Origin of the sequence: Serratia sp. HRI (genome assembly GCF_010119335.3) — a bacterium.
GTDB lineage: Bacteria > Pseudomonadota > Gammaproteobacteria > Enterobacterales > Enterobacteriaceae > Serratia > Serratia nevei.
Window position 1 is genome coordinate 2,595,746 of the sequence record NZ_CP083690.1, and the last position, 15,561, is coordinate 2,611,306.

Consider the following 15,561-nt stretch of genomic DNA (forward strand, 5'->3'; position numbering starts at 1 on the left):
ATCAACAATTTACTTAAAAGTCAGCTCGCAAATCACATGGTGGCAAACAACAAAACATAAAACATACTGATCATTTAACATATAGTCAACACGCAAACTCCACTTTTGTTGCTTTTTTTTAACACTATAGAGGTAAAGATTTTTCGGCGAGAAAGTCTGTTATGATGTGGTTTTTTAGACGCGAAAAAACAAGATGCATAACTTGGGAAAATTTTATTATTGAAATTAAACTTAAGCTATTGTTAATTTTTTAGCCGGGATTTAGAGTATGAAGGGAACCTTTAAAAGGACATAAACATGACTGCCGCCTCTACCACAAGCTCACTGGTATGTTTAAAAAACAATGCGTGGCGACTGCTGGCAGGGACGTTTACCTCAGCGTTAGGAAGCGGTGTTGCTGTCATTGCTTCTGCGCTTCTGATAAGCAACAAAACGAGTGATCCTGGCAGCATTGGGCTGTTATTCATCGCCATATCACTGCCTCAGGCTCTTCTTACATTTTTCGCGGGAAGACTAACCGAACGTTTTGCGCCTGAAAGGATGTGCCTGGTCTCCAATCTCGTCTGTACCGCAGGCGCTATCTGGCTGGCCGTTTTGACCCTGTCAGGGGAAGTGGTACCCGCACAGTTATATGCCTTTTCTTTTCTGTTCTCCGCATGCGCTGCTGTGATCTTCCCGGCCACAAATGCCTTAATAAGACATTGCATAACCAATGAACATTTGTCGGTTTTCAGCTCACGCTTTGAAATTGCCCTGCAGTCCGGCTCACTAATTTCCGTAGCGCTGGGTGGTATTGCAATGGACCATTTTTCTCCGGGAAATGTGTTTATCTTTAGCGCTTTGGCCTACTTGCTCAGCGGCTTGCTCACTGGAACACTCTCGTACTCAAAAAAAGCCCCCCTAACCAACAATAACCAGAGGCAAGAGATCCTGCTTAATTACAGGCCTGCAGGCGCACTACTTTTGTATGCGATCGGCAGTGTCATCATCACGGTAACGAATACGTTGATGGTCATACTGATAGTGCAGTATTTCAACTCCAGCGCGACATCTCTTGGTATTGCAGATGCACTTGCAGGCGCAGGAGTGATTATCTCCGCATTACTTTATGCCCAACTGCATAAATTTTTCTCTTTGCTAACGATCATTTCATTAGGGTACGCACTAAGCGCGGTCTGCATTTTCTTCCAACCCAGATTTGACTTGGTGCATTACTTAGTGCTTTTCCCCCTGGGAAGCCTGTTTTACGGATTTGCCAGAATTGGCTGCCGACAACTTATCTACGCGACATGCAGCTCGGAGAAAACAGGACGCTATTTTGGCTATGCCAATGCATTTGGGCTTGTGCTCTCCGCCCCTGTCACCTTGGGCGTAAGCAGTTTGGTAGCGCACTACAACGTTTTGATGGGATATGCTGCGACGAGTGTATTCATTGTAGTGGGTGCGCTCATTTCGTTGTGTATTCTTCGATACAAAAGGGTAGAGTCTTAGGGCGTGGTGTAGATTCGGAAGGATGGGAGAGCATGAAAAGCGCCGGGTTTAAAGTTCGCGCCCTGCTTGCCGAAAGATTGGTGGAACCAGATAGCTAGCGCTCGCGCCACTTTTAAGCCATCCAACGCCTCTTTGTGCTTGGTTTTGAACTGGTGAGTGGCCTTGTTGCCCTCTATCCTCAATAGATGAAATAGCTCGCGTACCGTTGGTTCAAATTTTAGCTCGCGATTGAGGCGGTAGAGTAAATCAGCCTGAGTGGGCGGTTCATCAAACGTGAGCCCGACCAGCGCAGCAATATGTTGTGCTAAGGCTTCACCTAGTTGGCGCAACTTAATCAAGGTGGTGTTGGGATCGCCTGAGAAGGCATTTTCTGCAGCAGGTGCGATTTGTAGAAACAGCGGGTCATGTTCAGCGAGAAAACTGAAATTTGTCGATGTTGTAGCCCTTAAAGCATCCATTCAATCGCTTCTCGATTATAATGCACCTGTGCTTAGAATTGGTATACTTAGTAGCATTGTATCGAAAAAAACCGGTCAGAACAGGTAAGTAAACACTCCCCCACTTAAATCAATATCTTCTTTCGATTCTTAATTGCGGCGCACTGGCCTATTGATACTTAACACTGGTCTATAACCGAGAGTTAAAATGCGTATGGCAAAAAACGACAAAAAAATAAACCGTGTCATAAACCAGCAGCACCAGCATTACTACTGGCACTTTTGATCCCCTTTAGAGAAAGAGCGTTAACTCCTGCACCGCACCCGCACTCCCCATGCTTCAGCACGCCCTAGGATATGGTCAAAAACCTTAGCGCTGACAATACGTCCGCAATTTCAACCTAGGTATCATAGTCCATCACGCGCATTACTTTTTTGACGATGTTCGCGATCACAGGCTCAGGCCGGATTACGGTCACCGATACACCGCAAACCTTCCATTTACACCGAAAAAAATAAGTGCCTGCTGGAGCCAACAGTACCGTATCCACCGGTACTGTTGGTCTGTTAACAATTCCACGTTAATTTAAGCACGGCCCCCAAACTCCCCATGCACTACATTCCCACCGCGCTCTAAGTTGTCCATATAGTCGGCATACCACTGCAGCATCTCTCGTCTCCCATCCAGGTACTTAGCGTGGTTATACGTGCCACGGATACTGTTCTTATCCACGTGAGCAAGCTGCGTCTCAATCCAGGCCGAGTTATAACCCTGCTCATGCAAGATTGTGCTCATCGTGTGGCGGAAACCGTGCCCCGTCAGCCGCCCCTTGTAACCCAGTAGCTCGATAACCTGATTCACGCTTTCTTTGCTGATTGGCTTACGGTGATCGTTTCTCCCAATGAATACCAAGGGATAAGCACCCGTAATAGGTCTAAGAGAATCGAATAGATCGACAACTTGCGTTGATAGAGGGACGACGTGTGGTCGCTTCATTTTCATCACTTCCGGCGGTATGTTCCAGATCCCTTTATCGAGATCGATATCCTGCCAGCGCGCAAATCTCAGTTCCTGGGTTCTGACGCCCGTCAGCATTATAATGCGGGTAGCCGTTTTGGTGATGACGCTACCGGTATAGCCCGCGAGGTCGTTAAGAAAATAGGGTAATTCCTGAGCCGTCAGGAAAGGGAAATGTTGTTTCTTCGGCGGAGTTAGGGCTGAGGCCAGATCGGGGGCAGGGTTATACTCTGCCCGTCCGGTGATAATGGCATAACGGAACACCTCACCACAGCGCTGGCGTACTTTGCGCATCTTCTCCAACGCACCGCGCTTTTCCATACGCTTCAGCGTTTCCAGTAGCTCCATCGGCTTTATTTCAGCTATAGGCCGCTTCCCGATAAAGGGGAAAATATCCTTCTCGAAGGTATCAATGATTTCATCACGGTAGCGCAGTGACCAACGGTCGGCCTTGGATTTATGCCACTCTCTGGCAATCGCTTCGAAGGTATTCTCTATAGAGAGCTTCTGAGCCAACTTCCCTGCTTTCTTTACTTCCCCAGGATCACCACCGGCAGCGAGTATCCTCTTTGCTTTTTCTCTCTCGTCTCGTGCAACCGCCAGCGAAACAATAGGGTAAACACCAAAGGAAAGACGTTTTTCTTTACCGTTGATACGGTATTTCATACGCCAATAGCGAGAGCCATTGGGGGCAACTTCCAGATACAGACCACCGCCATCTGAGAGCTTGTAAGGCTTCTCTTTTGGCTTGGCTGTGTCTACTTGTCGTGCTGTTAGCTTCATTGGGGGCATCTCCAGACTAGCATCCATTCCATGCCCCCCATTATGCCCCCATAATCGTATTGATTCCAGTTGACGTCGGTTGACACTCGTAGATGATAACGGTCTATTTATCTAGGGTTAGCAAGGGATTTATTGATTTTAGGAGACTTCAGAAGAACTCGAATGGCGGAAGATCACAGGAGTCGAACCTGCCCAGAACCGCTGGCGGCCCCAACCGGATTTGAAGTCCGGCCGCCCCACCGGGGACGAGGATCTTCCTTGGAGAAGGGAGAAGCAAGGCGCTGATTATAGCGCAGTTTGTTCGCTGCGCTAAGCGGGAAATCGTGCGGCCGCCGGCGATTCGGCGGCCGAGGGGCGCTACTTCAGGAAATCCTTCACGTCCAGCAGGATGAACTCGTTGTCATCCGCCATATTGGGCTGGCGGCTGGAGGAGAACGGGAAGTTGTTGTCGTTGCCGACGATGATGTGGTTAGCGTCCACCACGTCCACGTTCTCGATGGTGAAGAACGGGAAGGTCAGCACGCCGTCGTTCAGCGGCTTGCGCGCCAGCTTGTTCGGATCCAGAATGTTCATCAGGTCGATATAGCCCAGTTTCTCGACCGGTTTGCCGACGTTGGCGTCCGAGAAAGCGATTTTATATACCCGCTTAAACTTGGCCACCTGGCTGAAGCAGTTGTCGGTCGGCGCGCCGGCGGCGCAGGCTTTATCCGGCGTGCCTTCGCCGTTGTCGCGCTCGATCACCAGCCCGTGGGTGGCGTCGATCATGTTGAAGTCGCCGATGGCGTTCTGGTTGTCTTCCAGCACGTACTGCCAGCTGCGGCCGGTCCAGGCCTGCTGTTTCACGTCGAACTCCAGCACCCGCAGGTAGCGTTTACCGCCGACGTTCTCGAACTGCTCGCCGTCCCACAGCGCCCCTTCCAGCAGCGGGTACAGCTTGCTGCCGTCCGGCGAGGCGGCCATGCCTTCAAAGCCTTTGGAGCGCGCCACCTGGAAGTTCTGCTTGCCGTCCGGCGCGCCCGGCAGGGTCAGCGTCGGGTTGTCCGGCGATTTCACCACCTTGCCGTCCACCTGGGTGTCGAACACCGCCAGCACCTTGCCGTTCAGGTCGGCCTTGATCAGGTAAGGCCCAAACTCTTCACCGATCCACAAGGCATCGTCGGCAAACTGGAAGCTTTCAGGATCGAAATCGCTGCCGGTCAGATAACGCTTCTCGGTGCTCTCGTTGATAATGTGGAACGGCACCTTTTTATCCGGATCGTGCAGGAACACCGTCTTCAGCGGCGCAACCGTGCCGTCTTTGAAATCGATCTTGTAGTGGTTGAGGTACAGCATGGCGTCCGGCGAGTTGGCCTTGCTGCCGAAACCGTTGTCGGTCAGCACCCAGTAGGTGCCGTCGGGCATGTGTTTGATGCCGGAGTGGCCTTGCAATGGCTGCCCATCGATCGGCAGGCCGAGGCCGGTCAGGCGATCGGCGGATTTGCCCGCCACGCTGCCCAGCTCGGTGACGCGTTTGCCGCTGGTGTACTTGCCGCTCTGCTGCAGATCGCTCGGCGCGTCCTTCGGTGTGGAAACGGTGGATTTCACCGGCAGCAGCGCATGCCCGGCCAGCGTCGCTTGCACCCTCTGCGCGTCGGCCCACAGGTTGGCGCTCAGCGCCATGCAGCCGACCAGCAGCGCCAGCCGGGTTTTGGTGTTGTGCATGTCATTGTCCCTTTTCGTTGTTATCGCCCAGAAGTAAAAGCAACGTCACTATAGGGAGCGGCAATGACAGAAATATTATTCGGCGAACGCCCGCCGGTAGCTGTGCGGATGGAAGCGCCAGGTGATAACGATCAGCACCACCACCAGCAGCGCGTGGATCTGCCAGTCCAGCACGAAGCCGCCGCTGTAGTCGCGCAGCAGGCCGGAGAGGTAGGGCGTCACGCCCGCCAGCAGGAAGCCGACGCCCTGCATAAAGGCCACCAGTCGCCCGGCCGCCGCCGGCTGGTGCAGGTGATCGAGCGCCAGCACCAGGCACAACGGGAATGCGCCGCCCAGCCCCAGTCCGGAGAGCAGCACCCACAGCCACGGCAGCGTCTGCGGCAGGTAAATCAGGCCGATAAAGCCGATCAGTTGCATCATCAGCGCCAGCAGCAGCAGCGGCCGCCGGTCATGATTGCGCGCCAGCGCCGGCAACAGCAGCGCGCCCATGACCTGGCCGAAGGTCATCAGCGCCAGCAGCGAACCGCTGGCCTGCGGCTGCCAGCCGAGCTGCATGTAATACGGCGGCAGCCACGCAATCAGGCTGGTATAGCCGCCGTTGATCAGGCCGAAATAGGCGCCGAGCAGCCAGGCGCGCCGGTTGCGCAGCAGGCTTGGCCCGCGGTTTTCACCCGCCGCGCTCAGGCGAGACAACCCGCGGCTGACCGGCCACCAGGCCAGCAGCGCCACCAGCGCCGGCAATGCCCACCAGGCCAGCGCGCGGTGCCAGTCGTGCCCCGCGCTCATCAACCACGGGGTGATCGCCGCGCCCAGCCCGCCGCCGCCCATCAGCGCCGCCGACCACAGCCCGGCCACCAGCGCCATGCTTTTGAGGAAATGATGCTTGATGATGCCGGGCATGACCGCCTGGATCACCCCGATGCCGAGCCCGCCCAGCACCGCGCTCATCAGCAGCTGCACGCTGCCGGGGGCCAGTTCGCGCCAAAGCGCGCCCAGCCCGATCGCCAATAAACTTAACGCCACGGCGCTGCGTTCGCTGAACAGCCGGTTGATGGCGCCACCCGCCAACGCCATCAGGCCCATCATCAGCACCGGCAGCGTGGTCAGCAGCGCCGCGCCGCCAAAGCTCAGCCCGGTGGCCTGGCGCAGCGTCGGCAGCAATGGACCGATCGAGGTCAACAGCGGCCGCATGTTCAGGCCGATCAACACCAGCGCCAGCAGCAGGGGATTGAACCAGCGGCGCGAAGAGGATGAATTAACAGAATGATTTAACACGGTATATTCCTGGTACTGCAAAATGAAGAGTGCGGTGTCACAGCGCGATCGCCGCAGCGTTGCGTTACTGTAGGCAACGCCGCTAGTATTGGGAAATTAAATAATAAAATAGCCAACAGTGGGAAAATGAATCGCTACCCGATGTTCAATCCGCAGCTGCTGCTCAGCTTCGTCGCCGTATGCGACAGCAACAGCTTCACCCGCGCCGCAGAGCGGGTGTTTTTGTCGCAGTCCACCGTTAGCCAGCAGGTGCGCCGGCTGGAAGAGATGCTGGGCAAGCCGCTGTTTGAGCGCTCCTCGCATCAGGTGCTGCTGACCGAAGAAGGCGTGAAGCTGTTGAGCTACGCACGCCGCATCATCGCGCTGAATGAAGAAGCCCACGACGCGCTGACCGGCATCTGGCGCGACGGCGTGCTGCGGATCGGCATGCCGGAGGATTTCGCCGTACCCACCACCGAGCTGCTGGCCGACTTCAGCCGCGAACACCCGCACCTGCGGCTGGACGTCGCCAGCGGCCTTAGCGCCGATCTGCACAGCGCCTACGCGCGCGAAGAGCTGGATCTGATCCTGGTGAAGCAGCGCCGCCGGCAACCGCCGCGCGCCGCGCGGCCGGAACCGCTGCTATGGCTGGACAGCCTGGCCTTCCCGGCCATCGAGCAATCGCCGGTGCCGCTGGCGGTATTTCCGCTCAGCGGCCTGTACCGCGACGAGCTGTGCCAGGCGCTGGACAACCTCGGCAAACGCTGGCGCATCGGCTACAGCAGCGCCAACCTGGCGGCGCTGACCGCCGCTTCCGCCGCCGGGCTGGGCGTCACCCTGCTGCCGGCCGGCTGCCGTCTGCCCACGCACCGGGTGCTGGGCGAGGCCGAAGGATTACCGCCGATAGACAGCTTCGAACTGGCGCTCTACTACCGCGACGGCGCCCCCGCCGCCACGCTGGCGCTGGCCCAGCGGCTGGCGGTGTTTTGCGGGTTGAAATAAACGCAGGCAGACGCCGATCATTACCAAATCGAATAGTCACCAGTGGCAAATGTCGCTGCCAACCGGTCGGTTCCTCTCCTAAATTGGGGGATGTTTCATCCCTCACCTCTGGATTAAGGAACCGAACGTGGAAAATCCTCAACAACCGGGCCGCAGAGCCTTCCTCAGCCAAACCGGCAAACTCACCACCGCCTGCGCGGTGATCGGCCTGACGGGCGGCATGGCGCAGGCCGCGTCACCGGGCGACGGGCAGTGCGCACCGGCACCGATGACCCTGACCGATCGCCACTACTGCCTGAGTGAGGTGCGGCTGGAAGACGGCTTTGAATACGACGGCGAAACGGTGATCGGCACCCGCACCGCGCTGTACACACTGGAGATCAAAGACGGCAAGATCGCCGCCATTCACGCCGCCAACGCCTCCCTGCCCGCCGGCGTGCCCCGCTATCAGGCGCAGGGCCAGCTGCTGCTGCCGGCGTTCCGCGACATGCACATCCACCTGGACAAAACCTTCTACAGCGGCCCATGGCAGGCGCCGCGCCCGCGCCAGGGCAAGACCATCATGGACATGATCGCGCTGGAGCAGACGCTGATCCCGAAACTGCTGCCCACCTCGCAGCAGCGGGCGGAAAACCTGATCGCCCTGCTGCAGTCCAAAGGCAGCACCGTGGCGCGCAGCCACTGCAATATCGATCCGGTCAGCGGCCTGAAAAGCCTGGAGCACCTGCAGCGCGCGCTGGAAAACCACCGGGCGGATTTCAGCTGTGAAATCGTCGCCTTCCCGCAGCACGGCCTGCTGCACTCCAGGGTCGATGCGCTGATGCGCGAAGCGATGCAGATGGGCGTGCAGTACGTCGGCGGGCTCGATCCGACCAACGTCGACGGCGCGATGGAGAAATCGCTGGACGCCATGTTCCAGATCGCCCTCGATACCGGCAAAGGCGTGGATATCCACCTGCATGAAACCAGCCCGGCCGGGGTCGCCGCCATCAACTACATGATCGCCACCGTGGAGCAAAACCCGGCGCTGCGCGGCAAGGTCACCATCAGCCACGCTTTCGCCCTGACCACGCTGACGCCGGGCGAACTGGCGGAAACCGCCACCCGGCTGGCGGCGCAGCAGATCATCATCGCCTCCACGGTGCCGATCGGCGGCCTGATGATGCCGCTGCCGCAGCTCAGCGAGAAAGGGGTGTTCGTGATGACCGGCACCGACAGCGTGATCGACCACTGGTCGCCGTTCGGCACCGGCGACATTCTGGAGAAGGCTAACCTGTATGCCCAGCTGTACCGCGGCGCCGACGAGTATCACCTGTCGCGCGCCATGGCCATCTCCACCGGCGGCGTGCTGCCGCTGGACGATAAGGGCCAGCGCGCCTGGCCGAAAGCCGGCGACGCCGCCGAGTTCGTGCTGGTCAACGCCAGCTGTTCCGCCGAGGCGGTCGCCCGCCTGCCGGCGCGCAGCGCCACCTTCCATCAGGGGCGTCTGGTGGCCGGCCAGGTGAGCAAAGCCTAAGGTCGGTCCGCTGTTGTCATCATGATGGCCGTTTTTGGCCTTCTGCCAGAGTAAGGCGCGGCGCAAGATAGTCGCTACACACACTGTCGGAGGGCCGAAAATGTCACAGAGCGCGTTATTGATCATCGATGTCCAGCAATCATTCCAGCACCGTCCATTCTGGCAGGAGGACGATCTGCCGGCGTTTCAGCAGGCGCTGACCCGCCTGATCGCGGGCTGCCAACAACGCGGCGCGGCGCTGGTCGACGTGCTGCACGTTTCGCCGCAGGGGCCGTTCTCGCTGGCATCAGGCCACGTGCAGCGCCTGCCGTTCCTCACCCACCAGGCGGATATCACCGTGCATAAGCATGTGCACAATGCGCTGACCGAATCCGGCCTCGACGCCTGGCTGCGCGAGCGGGATATCAACCACCTGATCGTCTCCGGCATCCGTACCGAGCAGTGCTGCGAAACCACCACCCGGGTGGCGTCCGATCTCGGTTATCGGGTGACTTTCGTCACCGAGGCGACGCTGACCTTCCCGATGCGCCATCCCGACGGTGAAGTCTTTACCCCCGCGCAGCTGAAGCGGCATACTGAAACCGTACTGGTCGATCGTTTCGCCCGCATCGCCAGCGTGGATGAGACGCTGGCGCAACTCGCACAGGAGTAACCATGTCGCAGGCCGTCTATTTTCTGCTGTTGCCCAATGTGCTGTCGCTGGACGTCAGCGGCCCGGCGGAAACCCTGCGCCTCGCGGGGCAGTTCAGCCTGCGTTATCTCAGCCCGGTGCCACAGATCGTCTGCTCCATCGGCATGACGCTGAGCGGCCTGCAGCCGTTGCCCGAACGCCTGGAAGACGGCGCCATCCTGGTGCTGCCGGGCGTCGGCGATTCGCAGCGCTATTTCGCCGGGGAAGAGGCCGAGCAGGCACGTCGCTGGCTGGCGACGCTGCGGCCCGATCTGCAGCAGCAGCGCATCACCCTGGTGTGCATCTGCTCCGGCGCGCTGCTGGCGGCGCAGGCCGGGCTGCTCGACGGCTATCAGTGCACCACCCACCACGACGTTATCGAGCGTATCCGCCGGCAGGCGCCGGCGGCGCAGGTGAAAGAGAACCGTATCTTCGTCGAAGATCGCGGCGTCTACACCAGCGCGGGCATCACCACCGGCATCGATTTGGCGCTGCACCTGGTCCATCGCCACTGCGGCGCCGGCCGGGCGCGCGACGTCGCCCGCGATATGGTGGTCTATTTCCGCCGCGCCGGGGACGATCCGCAGCTGTCGCCCTGGCTGCGCTACCGCAACCACCTGCACCCGGCGGTGCACCGCGCGCAGGACGTGATGGCCGCCGAGCCGGAGGCCGACTGGTCGGTGCCGCAGGTGGCGGAAAAAGCGCACGTCAGCAGCCGCCACCTGGCGCGGCTGTTTCGCAGCCACGTCGGCATCAGCGTGCGGGAATATCATGAGCAGCTGCGGTTGGCGGTGGCGCAACAGCGCCTGCAGCAAGGATATGGGTTGGAGAAGGCCGCGCTGGCGGCCGGCTTTTCTTCCGGGCGACAGCTGCGCCGCGCCCAGCAGCGCCAGCGCTCGCCGCTATGACACCAGCCGGCGGGTATCCAGCCGCTGCAGGCCGACAGACAGCAGCAGGCTGAGCCCCAGCGCCACGCCGAATACCCAGAAGATATCCAGCAGCGGGTGGCCGGTGAAATCCAGGTGCCGGCTGCGCATCACGTTGACGATCAGGGCGTGAAAACCGTAGATCGCCAGCGAATGGCGGGAGAACCCGCTCAGCCAGCCGATCGGCTGCGGCAAACAGTGTTTCACCCACACCAGCAGCGCCACCGCCGCCATAAACACCAGCGGGCCGCTGTAGATGTAGTAGGTATCGGCGAAGTTGCCGTTGATGAACAGCTGGTGCTTGGTGCCGCGCGCGATCAGCGCCACGCACAGCGCAAATCCCAGCGCCGCCAGCCAGCCCACGGCGCGCCCGCGCGCCTCCATCATGCCAATCGCCCGCCCGGCCAGCGCATACAGCAGGTAGTAGAAGGTGTCGCCGTAGATATACAGGTTAACCGGCAGCAGGTGCACGTTGCCGAAGGCCAGCTTGTCGGTATTCGGGTTGGCGATCGCCGCCAACACCACCAGCGCGGCGGCCAGGTAACGGCGCGACACCGGCTTGACGCTGATCAGCGGCGACAGCAGGTAAATCACCGCAATGGCATAGAAAAACCACAGATGATAGAACACCGGCTTTTGCAGGATGGCGCGCAGCGACGGCCAGAAGCCGATCTTGGTAAAGGCCGCGATATAGATCAGCGCGATGGCGCTGTAGAACAGAATGCAGCAGGCGATACGGGTGAAATGCCGCCGGCCGGCGCTCTTGTCGCCGAAAAACAGGTAGCCGGAAATCATGAAAAACAGCGGCACCGACACGCGCGACAGCGAGTTCAGCACGTTGGCGATATCCCAATTGTGCAGCCCTATCGCCGCGCCGTTGGTGACGTAATAGGTGGTGGCGTGGATCATCACCACCATCATGCACGCCATCGCCCGCAGGTTGTCTATCCAGCCGATTTTCTCGCTCAAACGCTCGCCCGATCTTGTGTCATATTGATAGGTTAAGAAGAGGTTATCGGGCACGGCGTTCGGCGACAACCCAAAAGCGAAATATCAGAATGCACTTAAACAGCACCTTATTATTGCGAAGGTGAACAATTGGCGGCAAAATAGCCGCCACAACTCGCTCAGTTTGCGCTTCCCGCCCTGGCAGTTCCTTTTTCTCTTTTACTATCAGTACAATAATATGAAAACGACATTACCACCTGCGGCACGTTTGGGCCGACAGGCGCTTTTATTCCCTCTTTGTCTGGTGCTGTTCGAGTTCGCCACCTATATCGGCAACGATATGATTCAGCCGGGCATGCTGGCCGTCGTGGCGGATTTCAACGCCGGCGAAGAGTGGGTGCCCACCTCGATGACCGCCTATCTGGCCGGCGGCATCTTCCTGCAGTGGCTGCTCGGGCCGCTGTCGGATCGCCGCGGCCGTCGCCCGGTGATGCTGGCCGGGGTAGCGTTCTTTATCGTCGCCTGCCTGGCGATCCTGCTGGTCACCACCATCGAACAGTTCATCGCCATGCGTTTCCTGCAGGGCATCGGCCTGTGCTTTATCGGCGCCGTCGGCTACGCCACCATTCAGGAGTCGTTTGAAGAATCGGTGTGCATCAAGATCACCGCACTGATGGCCAACGTGGCGCTGATCGCCCCGCTGCTCGGGCCGCTGGCCGGCGCGGCGCTGATCCACGTCGCGCCGTGGCAGAGCATGTTCGTGCTGTTCGCCGCGCTGGCGGCCATCGCCTTCTACGGCCTGTGGAAAGCGATGCCGGAAACCGCCACGCTGCAGGGCGAGGCGTTCTCCGCCGCCAACCTGTGGCGCGACTACCGCCAGGTGCTGGGCAACCGCCGCTTCCTGTGCGGCGCGCTGGCGATCGGTTTCGCCAGCCTGCCGCTGCTGGCCTGGATCGCCCAGTCGCCGGTGATCCTGATCAGCGGTGAGTCGCTGTCGACGCTGGACTACGGCCTGCTGCAAATCCCGGTGTTCGGCGCGCTGATCCTCGGCAACCTGACGCTGGCGCGCCTGACCGGCAAAAACAGCGTGGAGCGCCTGATCAAGCTGGGCGCAGGCCCGATGCTGCTGGGGTTGCTGATCGCCGCGCTGGCAACCCAGTTCTCCAGCCACGCCTACCTGTGGATGACCGCCGGCCTGAGCCTGTACGCCTTCGGTATTGGCCTCGCCAACGCCGGGCTGTACCGCCTGACGCTGTTCTCCAGCAACGTCAGCAAGGGCACGGTGTCAGCCACCATGGGCATGCTGAGCATGATGGTGTTCACCGTCGGCATCGAACTGGCCAAGGTCGCCTACGTCTGGGGCGGCAGCGGGCTGTTCAACCTGTTCAACCTCATCAGCGGCCTGTGCTGGCTGACGCTGGTGGCGCTGTTCCTCGGCAAACGCCGCAACGGCGACCCCACGCCGCAGCCGACCGGCGCGGCTTAAACGCCACGATAAACGCCGGTCCGGTTTCCCGACCGGCGTTTTTTATGCGGCTTCAGCCGAGCAGCCCCCACAGCGCATACCCCGCTCCCACCACCGCCACTACCAACAGCAGCAACGCCGACAGGACAGAGATCGCCCGCCGCGCGTGCTGCAGCGCCGTTCCCGACAGCAGGGTGATATAGGCCAGCAAGATGGCGAAGTCCGCCAGCACCCACAGCGCGGTCAGCAGCGTCAGGCTGGCGCCGATCGAGGGGGTGACGGCGATGAACTGCGGGAAAAAGGCGACGAAGAAGACAATGTCTTTGGGGTTAGCGATGCCCACCAGAAAACCGCTCAGGATCGCCGAGCGTTTTTGCGGTGGCGCAACGGGCTGCGCATCGGGGGTTTGCGCGGATAAATCCTCATACAGCGAGACAATCGCCATACGGCCGATAAACAGGCAACCCAGCAGGCCTACCCACTGCAGCATGCGCATATCCACGGCGAACAGCCCGGTGATAATGAGCGCGGCGATGCCGATCAGCAACAAGGAGGCCCCGTTGCTGCCCAGCGCGGTCAACAGCGCACGCCGGGCGCCAAAGCGCGCTGCGGTGTTGGCCACCATCGCCACCACCGGCCCCGGCGTGGCGATCAGCAAAAAAATGGCGGCGAAATACGCCGCCAGTAACGACAGGTTCATCTTTATTTCACTCACATTCAGTCAGTTGGCGTCGCGCCATTATCATGCCGTCGCCCCCGCCTTGAAAAAGGAGTAATCCTGTCGTTTACTGTGAATCAGACTCATTATTAGAGACGCCGCGATGGCCAGTTCCCTTCCGCCGCTTTACGCCCTGCGCGCCTTCGAAAGCGCCGCCCGTACCGGCTCGTTCACGCTGGCCGCCGAGGAGCTGCATCTCACCCCGAGCGCGGTCAGCAAGCACATCAAAACGCTGGAGCAGCACTTCGGCTGCCGGCTGTTCCAGCGCAACGGCCCGCGTATCGAGGTCACACCGCAGGGGAAAATCTTCGCCGCCGAGCTGCAACAAGGATTTGGCCGCATCGAGCAAGCCTGCGAGCTGTTCAGAAGCCACCGCGATCTGCTGCGGCTGAAGGCGCCCTCCACCCTGACCATGCGCTGGCTGCTGGACTGCCTGAGCCGGTTCAGGCAAACGGCGCAGGCGTTCGACGTGCAGGCAGCCAGCGTCTGGATGGACATAGACAGCGTGGATTTTTTCAGCGAACCCTACGACTGCGCCATCCTGCTCGGCAACGGTCATTTCGGCGCCAATACCGCCGCCGCCAAGCTGTTCGACGAATGGCTAATCCCGATTTGCGCCCCCGCGCTGCTCGCCGACGGGCAGCGCGATCTCGCCGCCTGCCCGCTGATCCACCCTTCGCCCGATCGGCGCGACTGGCGGCGCTGGCTGCAAAAAAGCGGCATCGCGGCCCCGCCCGATCTTGCACGCGGCCAGGTATTTGATTCGCTGGAACAGGGCAATGCGGCGGCCATCGCCGGGCACGGCATCTCGATCGGGGATCTGGCGCTGAGCCTGCGAACCATTGAGGAGGGGTTATTGGCGCTGCCTTGTGACGCCGCCGTGCGCACCGGCGACGGTTACTATCTGGTTTGGCCGGCGGAGTCGGCGAAACGGCCGCTGATCGAACGCTTACAGGCGTTTCTCGCCGCCCAAACGCCCGACGTCAGCCGGGCCGCCGTCAGATTTATCGGGTAGGGGAATTCGGCCTATCGCTCTTCGCGGGTATGCCAAATACGCAGAACATAAATCGTTGCCGGCTGCACCTGGTAACGTATCTCATAACGGCCGACCAGAATACGTCTCACTTCCTGCGGTAAAAACTCATCCAGTCTTTCACCCAGGCGAGGATTATCAAGCAACGCTTTAGGCGCGGCGACCAAGGCCTTCACCGAATTCGCTGCCACAGTGCGGTTAGCCAAGGCAAGAAACTCAAACAAACGCGCCAAATCCGATAGCGCCTTACTCGTCCATTTTAACGCCATCAGCGCGGTACCGGCAGCGGATCGTCACTGTCCAGGCTGGCAGCCCAGGCTTCTACCGACTCATGATCGATAACGTTTTGCTGTTCGACATCGACCAACGCCGCCAGCGTTAACCGACGGCGCTCTTCCTCTTGTTCGAGCCAGGCGGCGAGGGCTTGTTTCACTATCCATCCCCGTGAACGTTCAAGTTTGGCGGCCATTTCATCCACCTTTTCAGCCAAAGGCAGCGGCACATGAGCGGTGATGACTTTCGTATTCATCGTCTTGCTCCTCAGTACAATCAACATCAATCAAAGTGATTAAACCTGATTATACCGCCATCAGAGAACA

Annotated in this window: 15 protein-coding genes and 1 tRNA gene; 7 read left to right on the top strand and 9 right to left on the bottom strand. The window is 59.5% G+C overall.

From position 1 onward, the window contains the following. Positions 1-297: 297 nt before the first annotated feature. Complete coding sequence (locus GF111_RS12520) at positions 298-1,491, top strand: MFS transporter (protein ID WP_071845333.1); 1,194 nt, start codon at positions 298-300, stop codon at positions 1,489-1,491. On the opposite strand, the gene GF111_RS12525 is transcribed toward GF111_RS12520, so the two are convergent. The 5 genes from GF111_RS12525 to GF111_RS12545 form a co-directional block, all read right to left on the bottom strand. Beyond that, the gene (locus GF111_RS12525) at positions 1,488-1,949 is read right to left on the bottom strand and encodes a DUF4145 domain-containing protein (protein ID WP_047729531.1); all 462 of its coding nucleotides are present in this window, start codon (positions 1,947-1,949) and stop codon (positions 1,488-1,490) included. The two genes, GF111_RS12520 and GF111_RS12525, sit on opposite strands and share 4 nt — an antisense overlap. 565 nt (positions 1,950-2,514) lie before the next feature. After that, positions 2,515-3,729 carry an integrase arm-type DNA-binding domain-containing protein gene (locus GF111_RS12530; protein WP_047729533.1) on the bottom strand — a complete coding sequence of 405 codons (1,215 nt, stop codon included), beginning with the start codon at positions 3,727-3,729 and terminating at the stop codon, positions 2,515-2,517. A gap of 163 nt (positions 3,730-3,892) precedes the next feature. Next, positions 3,893-3,987 (bottom strand) — tRNA-Sec (locus tag GF111_RS12535). 99 nt (positions 3,988-4,086) lie between these two features. After that, a complete protein-coding gene (locus tag GF111_RS12540; protein ID WP_147190642.1) occupies positions 4,087-5,430 on the bottom strand; it encodes an esterase-like activity of phytase family protein in 1,344 nt (447 codons plus the stop codon). A gap of 75 nt (positions 5,431-5,505) precedes the next feature. Further along, positions 5,506-6,705: a cyanate transporter gene (locus GF111_RS12545; protein WP_071845335.1), complete on the bottom strand. Its 1,200-nt coding sequence runs from the start codon at positions 6,703-6,705 to the stop codon at positions 5,506-5,508. 126 nt (positions 6,706-6,831) lie between these two features. On the opposite strand from GF111_RS12545, the gene GF111_RS12550 reads away from it, so the two are divergent. From GF111_RS12550 to GF111_RS12565, 4 genes are all read left to right on the top strand, one after another. Beyond that, positions 6,832-7,686, top strand: a complete 855-nt coding sequence (locus GF111_RS12550) for a LysR family transcriptional regulator (RefSeq protein ID WP_055317504.1) — start codon at positions 6,832-6,834, stop codon at positions 7,684-7,686. Between the two features lie 127 nt (positions 7,687-7,813). Beyond that, a complete protein-coding gene (locus tag GF111_RS12555; protein WP_147190643.1) occupies positions 7,814-9,202 on the top strand; it encodes an amidohydrolase family protein in 1,389 nt (462 codons plus the stop codon). Between the two features lie 100 nt (positions 9,203-9,302). Beyond that, positions 9,303-9,854, top strand: coding sequence for an isochorismatase family protein (locus GF111_RS12560; protein WP_038875934.1), 552 nt, complete (start codon positions 9,303-9,305; stop codon positions 9,852-9,854). Positions 9,855-9,856: 2 nt separating this feature from the next. Continuing rightward, positions 9,857-10,780 carry a GlxA family transcriptional regulator gene (locus GF111_RS12565; RefSeq protein ID WP_038875936.1) on the top strand — a complete coding sequence of 308 codons (924 nt, stop codon included), beginning with the start codon at positions 9,857-9,859 and terminating at the stop codon, positions 10,778-10,780. On the opposite strand, the gene GF111_RS12570 is transcribed toward GF111_RS12565, so the two are convergent. Next, the gene (locus GF111_RS12570) at positions 10,775-11,767 is read right to left on the bottom strand and encodes an acyltransferase (protein ID WP_047729540.1); all 993 of its coding nucleotides are present in this window, start codon (positions 11,765-11,767) and stop codon (positions 10,775-10,777) included. The two genes, GF111_RS12565 and GF111_RS12570, sit on opposite strands and share 6 nt — an antisense overlap. Before the next feature lie 217 nt (positions 11,768-11,984). Between GF111_RS12570 and GF111_RS12575 the strand changes: the two genes are divergently transcribed. Continuing rightward, the gene (locus GF111_RS12575) at positions 11,985-13,232 is read left to right on the top strand and encodes an MFS transporter (RefSeq protein ID WP_038875940.1); all 1,248 of its coding nucleotides are present in this window, start codon (positions 11,985-11,987) and stop codon (positions 13,230-13,232) included. A gap of 52 nt (positions 13,233-13,284) precedes the next feature. Here the strand turns inward: GF111_RS12575 and GF111_RS12580 are convergent, their stop codons facing one another. Continuing rightward, the gene (locus GF111_RS12580) at positions 13,285-13,911 is read right to left on the bottom strand and encodes a LysE family translocator (RefSeq protein WP_102779852.1); all 627 of its coding nucleotides are present in this window, start codon (positions 13,909-13,911) and stop codon (positions 13,285-13,287) included. A 121-nt stretch (positions 13,912-14,032) separates the two neighbouring features. Between GF111_RS12580 and GF111_RS12585 the strand changes: the two genes are divergently transcribed. After that, entirely contained in the window at positions 14,033-14,944 is a 912-nt protein-coding gene (locus tag GF111_RS12585) for a LysR family transcriptional regulator (protein WP_055311811.1), read from the top strand. Between the two features lie 11 nt (positions 14,945-14,955). Here the strand turns inward: GF111_RS12585 and GF111_RS12590 are convergent, their stop codons facing one another. Both GF111_RS12590 and GF111_RS12595 read right to left on the bottom strand, forming a co-directional pair. Continuing rightward, positions 14,956-15,231 carry a type II toxin-antitoxin system RelE/ParE family toxin gene (locus GF111_RS12590; protein WP_038875945.1) on the bottom strand — a complete coding sequence of 92 codons (276 nt, stop codon included), beginning with the start codon at positions 15,229-15,231 and terminating at the stop codon, positions 14,956-14,958. Then, positions 15,231-15,491, bottom strand: coding sequence for a CopG family ribbon-helix-helix protein (locus GF111_RS12595; protein WP_047729547.1), 261 nt, complete (start codon positions 15,489-15,491; stop codon positions 15,231-15,233). The genes GF111_RS12590 and GF111_RS12595 overlap by 1 nt, the downstream gene beginning before the upstream one ends. Positions 15,492-15,561: the final 70 nt, after the last annotated feature.